Source organism: Streptomyces mesophilus, assembly GCF_040300965.1.
In the GTDB taxonomy this organism is placed as follows: Bacteria; Actinomycetota; Actinomycetes; order Streptomycetales; family Streptomycetaceae; genus Streptomyces; species Streptomyces mesophilus_A.
On sequence record NZ_JBEPEW010000266.1, the window covers coordinates 1 to 5,613 of the forward strand.

At 73.9% G+C, this 5,613-nt stretch carries 6 protein-coding genes; 3 read left to right on the plus strand and 3 right to left on the minus strand.

The genetic code is table 11. The features are described 5' to 3' along the window. Positions 1-135 precede the first annotated feature (135 nt). Positions 136-705: a SigE family RNA polymerase sigma factor gene (locus tag ABT367_RS40455; RefSeq protein ID WP_352258855.1), complete on the minus strand. Its 570-nt coding sequence runs from the start codon at positions 703-705 to the stop codon at positions 136-138. A gap of 154 nt (positions 706-859) precedes the next feature. On the opposite strand from ABT367_RS40455, the gene ABT367_RS40460 reads away from it, so the two are divergent. Further along, on the plus strand, positions 860-1,909 hold the full coding sequence (locus ABT367_RS40460; RefSeq protein ID WP_352258857.1) for an NAD-dependent epimerase/dehydratase family protein: 1,050 nt from the start codon (positions 860-862) through the stop codon (positions 1,907-1,909). A gap of 30 nt (positions 1,910-1,939) precedes the next feature. Here the strand turns inward: ABT367_RS40460 and ABT367_RS40465 are convergent, their stop codons facing one another. Then, the gene (locus tag ABT367_RS40465) at positions 1,940-3,052 is read right to left on the minus strand and encodes a sensor histidine kinase (RefSeq protein ID WP_352258859.1); all 1,113 of its coding nucleotides are present in this window, start codon (positions 3,050-3,052) and stop codon (positions 1,940-1,942) included. Continuing rightward, positions 3,045-3,710, minus strand: a complete 666-nt coding sequence (locus ABT367_RS40470) for a response regulator transcription factor (RefSeq protein WP_352258863.1) — start codon at positions 3,708-3,710, stop codon at positions 3,045-3,047. Before ABT367_RS40470 ends, ABT367_RS40465 begins: the two co-directional genes overlap by 8 nt. A gap of 397 nt (positions 3,711-4,107) precedes the next feature. Here ABT367_RS40470 and ABT367_RS40475 point away from each other — a divergent pair, with 397 nt between their 5' ends. Together ABT367_RS40475 and ABT367_RS40480 are read left to right on the plus strand one after the other, a co-directional pair. Further along, positions 4,108-4,965 (plus strand): glycosyltransferase family 2 protein, encoded by an 858-nt coding sequence (locus tag ABT367_RS40475; RefSeq protein WP_434975651.1) that lies wholly within the window; start codon positions 4,108-4,110, stop codon positions 4,963-4,965. Next, positions 4,962-5,613, plus strand: a 652-nt coding sequence (locus tag ABT367_RS40480) for a TIGR04282 family arsenosugar biosynthesis glycosyltransferase (RefSeq protein WP_352258861.1), incomplete at its 3' end; no start/stop codon positions are given. The genes ABT367_RS40475 and ABT367_RS40480, both read left to right, overlap by 4 nt.

Here is a 5,613-nt window from a genome sequence, read left to right on the forward strand (position 1 = left end):
CGAGCGCCGCGCCCACGACCGTCCGGGTCCTGCGCCGGCGCCGGGCGGCGACCACGCGCCCCGCCAGGTCACCTGTCGGCGGCCCGGTCTCCTCCGCCATGTCACGGAGCGCCGAACGCACCATGTCGTCCATCTTCACGGTCCTACCTCCACAGGCCGGGGGTGCACGGGTTCGTCCATTTCAGGTGCGAGCGCGGCGAGTTCGGGAGCGAGGGTGCGCAGCCGGGCCAGCGAGCGGTGCGTCGTCGAACGCACCGTGCCGACCGAACAGCCGAGGAGCGAGGCGACCTCCGCCTCGGGCAGATCCTCGAAGTAGCGCAGCACGAGCACCGTCCGCTGCCGTGCGGTCAGCCGGCCGAGGGCCGCGCGCAGCACCACCCGCAGCTCGGCGGCCGCCGCCCCGTCCTCGGCCGCCCCGGCCTCGGGCGGTACGGAGACGCTCACCTCACGCCGGCGCCACTTCAGGCGCCAGCGTCCGATCTGCTGCCGGTACAGGACCTGCCGGACATACGCCTCCGGCTCGTCGATCCTGTGCCACCGCCCCAGCGCTTTGACCAGGGCGTTCTGCAAGAGGTCCTCGGCGGCATGCCGATCGCCTCCGCTCAGCAGCACCGCGGTCCGCAGCAGCGCGGCGGACCGGCTCTCCACGAACAGCCGGAAACTGTCCTCATATCCCGCATCACGGGCATCCATCGTCACCTTCATCTCTCCTGGACCCCCGGGCCCTGGAGGTCTGCTGCTCCTGGTGACGCCTGTGGCCGCCCCCTGCTATGCCTGTGGTCCGCCATATTCTTACGGACCCATGACGTGCCCCTTTCGGCCGTCCTCCACGATCCCCCGCGCGCCTAACGTCAGGGCCATGCGTGTACTCGTCACCGGCGGCGCCGGCTTCATCGGCTCACGGATCGTCTCGGCCCTGGAGGGCGCGGGCCATGAGCCCGTCGTCCTCGACGCGCTGCTCCCGAGCGCCCACACCCGGCCGCCCGCCGAGCTGCCCGCCGCTTTCGTACGTGGGGATGTTCGCGATCCCGACGCGCTGGAGCAGGCGCTGCGCGGAGTGGACGCCGTCTGCCACCAGGCCGCGATGGTCGGCCTCGGCAAGGACTTCGGCGATACGCCCGCGTACGTGTCCTGCAACGACCTGGGCACCGCCGTGCTGCTCACGGCGATGGCCGCGGCCGGCGTACGGGATCTGGTGCTCGCCTCGTCGATGGTCGTATACGGCGAGGGGCGCTACACCTGCGCGGCGCACGGCGTCGTCCGGCCGGGCCCGCGGGCCGCATCGGACCTGGACGCCGGGCGGTTCGAGGCGCTGTGCCCCTCCTGCGGCGCGGAGTTGGCGCCCGGCCCGGTCGGCGAGGACGCTCCGCTCGATCCGCGCAATGTGTACGCGGCGACCAAGCTGCAGCAGGAGTTCCTCGCCTCCGCGTGGGCGCGGTCCACGGGCGGGCGGGTGAGCGCGCTGCGCTACCACAACGTGTACGGGCCGGGGATGCCGCGCGACACCCCGTACGCCGGTGTGGCCTCGTTCTTCCGCTCGGCGCTGGCCGCGGGCCGCGCTCCCCGGGTCTTCGAGGACGGGCGGCAGCGCCGGGACTTCGTGCACGTACGGGATGTGGCCGGCGCCAATGTGCTGGCCCTCGCGGCGGTGCGGGAGCGCGCGGCGGGGTCGGTGCGTGCGTACAACTGCGGCTCCGGCGAACCGCACACCATCGGCGAGATGGCGGCGGCCCTGGCCGGTGCGCGGGGCGGTCCCGAGCCGGTCGTCACGGGCGAGTACCGGCTCGGGGACGTACGGCATGTCACCGCCGACTCCTCGCGCCTCAGGGCCGAGCTGGGGTGGCAGCCGGAGGTCGGGTTCGCGGCGGGGATGGCGCAGTTCGCGCGGGCGGGGCTGCGGGAGGGCTGAACTCGCCTTGCCGCACGGACAGTTCGGGCCTCAGGGCGCCACCGGCAGCCGCACCTTGAAGCAGCAGCCACCCGTCACGTTGTGCACCTCGGCGCTGCCCCGGTGGGCCTCCACGATGCCGCGCACGATGGCGAGCCCCAGACCGGCACCGGCGGGCGGGGTGCGGGCGGCGGTGCCGCGCCAGCCGGTGTCGAAGACGCGCGGCAGGTCCTCCTCGGGGATGCCCCCGCAGCCGTCGGTGACCGAGACCACCACCGCGCCGTCCTCTCCGCGCTCGGCCGCGACCGCCACCGTGCCGTCGGCGGGGGTGCGGCGGATCGCGTTGACCAGGAGGTTGGCCAGGACGCGGGTCATCTCCTTGCCGTCGACCTCGACCGGTACTTCGTCGACCCGCTCGCCGATCAGCCGGACCCCGTGCTCGCGGGCGAGCGGATCGGCGCCGGCCAGGGCGTCGCCCACGAGGTCGTAGACGGACATCCGGGTACGGGTGAGCTGCAGGGCGCCCGCGTGGATACGGGAGAGCTCGAAGAGATCGCCGACCATGCCGTTGAGCCGCTCGACCTCGGTGCGGATCTGCCTGAAGTAGCGCTCGGGCTCGGCGGCCATCCCGTCCTCGAGCGCCTCGGCCATGGCGCGCAGCCCGGCGAGCGGGGTGCGCAGATCGTGCGAGATCCAGGCGACGAGTTCGCGGCGTGAGGACTCCAGGGCGCGTTCGCGTGTCCGTGAGGCGGCGAGTTTGGCGCTGGTGGCGGCCAGCTCGCGGCTCAGGGCGTCCAGTTCGGCGGTGGCCGATGCGCCCGGCGCCGCGAAGCTGCCGCCGTCGCCGAACGAGCGGGCGGCTTGGGCGAGTTCGCGGGAACGGGCCACCACCCAGCGGCCGAGCAGCAGCGAGGTCGCGAACGAGACCACGGCGGCCATGACGATGACGAGGGTCACCACGGTGAGGTCGTGCGGCGACAGGAACATCGCCCAGGCCACCGCGAGCGTCCCGGCCAGCATCGCGGTGACGGCCGTGGCGGCGACGACGGTGAGGGACACGGCGACGGACCGGTGGCGCAGCAGGCGCAGTGCGGTCGCGCCGAGCGCGCCGGCGGCCGCCGCTCCGCAGGCCGCGTACAGGGCGATGAGCAGGACCTCACGCATCGGGCACCACTTCCTTCGCCTCTTCGAAGCGGTAGCCGACGCCCCAGACGGTCTGGATCAGCCGGGGCCGCGCCGGGTCTTCCTCGATCTTGCCGCGCAGCCGCCGCACATGGACCGTCACGGTCGACAGATCACCGAACTCCCAGCCCCACACCTCGTGCATAAGGCGCTCCCTGCTGCATGCCTCGCCGGGATGCCTGAGCAGATAGGCGAGGAGGTCGAACTCGCGCAGGGTGAGGGCGAGTTCGCGGCCGTCCTTGGTGGCGCGGCGGCCCGACGGATCGAGGGCGATGCCCGCGTACGAGATCAGGGGGGACTCGCTGCGCCGGGGCAGCCGTGCGCGGCGCAGCACGGAGTCGACGCGCAGCACCAGCTCGCGCGGACTGAAGGGCTTGGTGACGTAGTCGTCGGCGCCTATCTCCAGGCCGAGGATGCGGTCGTCCTCGTCGCCGCGCGCGGTGAGCATGATCACCGGTACGGGGGCGCGTTCACGCAGGCGGCGGCAGACCTCCAGGCCGTCCATGCCGGGCAGCATCAGATCGAGCACGACGAGGTCCGGCAGCCGCTCCTGCGCCGCACGCAGGGCGGAGGGCCCGTCGGCGGCGCGCTCGACGCGGTAGCCGGCGCGGTCGAGATAGCCGGCGACCACCTCGGCCACGGTCGGATCGTCGTCGACGACGAGGACACGGGCCTGCGGCGCGGGTCCGGACGGCGGTGCGGTTTCGGCCTGTGGTGCGACTCCGACCTGAGGTGCGGCTTTGGACTGTGGTGCGACCCCGGACCGTGGCGCGGCTCCGGACTGTGGTGCGACCCCGGACCGTGGCGCGGCTCCGACCTGTGGCGCGGCTCCGGACTGCCCCGGCTGCACGCCCTCGCCCACCCGCCGCTCGGACTCGCTTGCGGGCTGTGTGCCCTCACCTTCGCGTTGCATGGCGCCAAGCTTCGCACCGGGCCGGTCGGAGCGCGTGGGCCGAGTGCCGGGCGGGGCCCGACGTCCGCGTTTCGTAAGATCCCCATATCCCTTATGCCGGTTTCCGCTTCGTACGGTGAGGGGCGTGACGCATACGACGACGCACCCGACGCACCCTGACGACGGAGCACCGGCCGCCGCACCCCGCGCGGATGTGGTGCTGCCCTGCCTGGACGAGGCCGAGGCGCTGCCCTGGGTGCTCGCGCGCATCCCGGCCGGCTGGCGCGCGATCGTCGTGGACAACGGTTCGCGGGACGGTTCCGCGGAGCTCGCCCGCTCGCTCGGCGCCCGGGTCGTGCACGAGCCGCGGCGCGGCTTCGGTGCGGCCTGCCATGCCGGACTGCTCGCCGCGGAGGCGGAGTTCGTCTGCTTCTGCGACTGCGACGCGTCACTGGATCCGGAGCTGCTCGTGCCGTTCGTACGTCAAGTAGCCGACGGGGAGACCGACTTGGTGCTGGGACGCCGTCGGCCGCAGCGGCGCGGAACCTGGCCGGCTCATGCGCGGGCGGGGAACCTGGCGCTCTCGCACCTCCTGCGCCGCCGCACCGGCCTGCGCCTGCACGACCTCGGCCCGCTGCGTGCGGCCCGCCGCACGGACCTGCTCGCCCTCGACCTCACCGACCGGCGCAGCGGCTACCCGCTGCAGATGGTGGTCCGCGCCTCGGACGCGGGACTTCGGGTGACGGAGCGGGAGGTGCCGTATCTCCCGCGCGCCGGCAAGTCGAAGGTGACGGGGACGTGGCGGGGAACGTGGCAGGCGGTACGGGACATGCGGCGGGTGCTCGCGGAGCCCGCCCGCACGCAGGGGTCTCCCCTGGCAGGGGATTCCCCGGCAGGGGCTGCCCCGCCCCCCGGACACACCGCCGCTCCGGCCGCTCCGGCCGCTCCCGCCACTCCCGCTGCTCCGGCTGCTCCCGCTGCTCCGACGAAGGAGCGCGCATGACCACGCTGCTAGTGATCGCCAAGTCACCGGTGCCGGGCCGCGTCAAGACCCGCCTCACACCACCCTGTACGCCGACCGAAGCCGCCGCACTCGCCGAGGCGGCCCTCGCCGACACTCTTCACGCCGTACTGGCCGCTCCCGCCGAACGCCGGGTCCTGGTGCTCGACGGAGCGTCCGGGCCGTGGCTGCCCGGCGGGTTCGAGGTCGTGCCGCAATGCGCGGGCGGTCTCGACGCACGCCTGGCCGCGGCCTTCGACCGATGCACCGGGCCCACACTCCTGATCGGCATGGACACCCCGCAGGTCACGCCGGAACTCCTCGCTCACGCCGAGGAGTTGAGCCCGCACGACGCGCTCTTGGGACCGGCCGAGGACGGCGGCTTCTGGGCACTCGGGCTCGGCCGCCCGGACGGCGCACTGATCCGCGGCGTCCCGATGTCGACGCCGGCCACCGGCGCCGTACAACGGGAGCGCCTGCACATGGCGGGCCTGCGGGTCCGCATCCTGCCGACGCTGCGGGACGTGGACACGGCGGCGGACGCCGAGTCGGTCGCCGCCACCGCCCCGCACAGCCGGTTCGCGGCCAGGTGGCGGACGGTGCGCGGGCCGGCCGTACGGGGCGAGGCGGCTGCGGCAGCCGTAAAGAGCC

What these genes read in the sequence shown, in the direction of transcription:
- ABT367_RS40455 (WP_352258855.1), bottom strand. Translation starts at nt 705, where the DNA reads ATGAAGGTGACGATGGATGCCCGTGATGCGGGATATGAGGACAGTTTC.
- ABT367_RS40465 (WP_352258859.1), bottom strand. Translation starts at nt 3,052, where the DNA reads ATGCGTGAGGTCCTGCTCATCGCCCTGTACGCGGCCTGCGGAGCGGCG.
- ABT367_RS40460 (WP_352258857.1), top strand. Translation starts at nt 860, where the DNA reads ATGCGTGTACTCGTCACCGGCGGCGCCGGCTTCATCGGCTCACGGATC.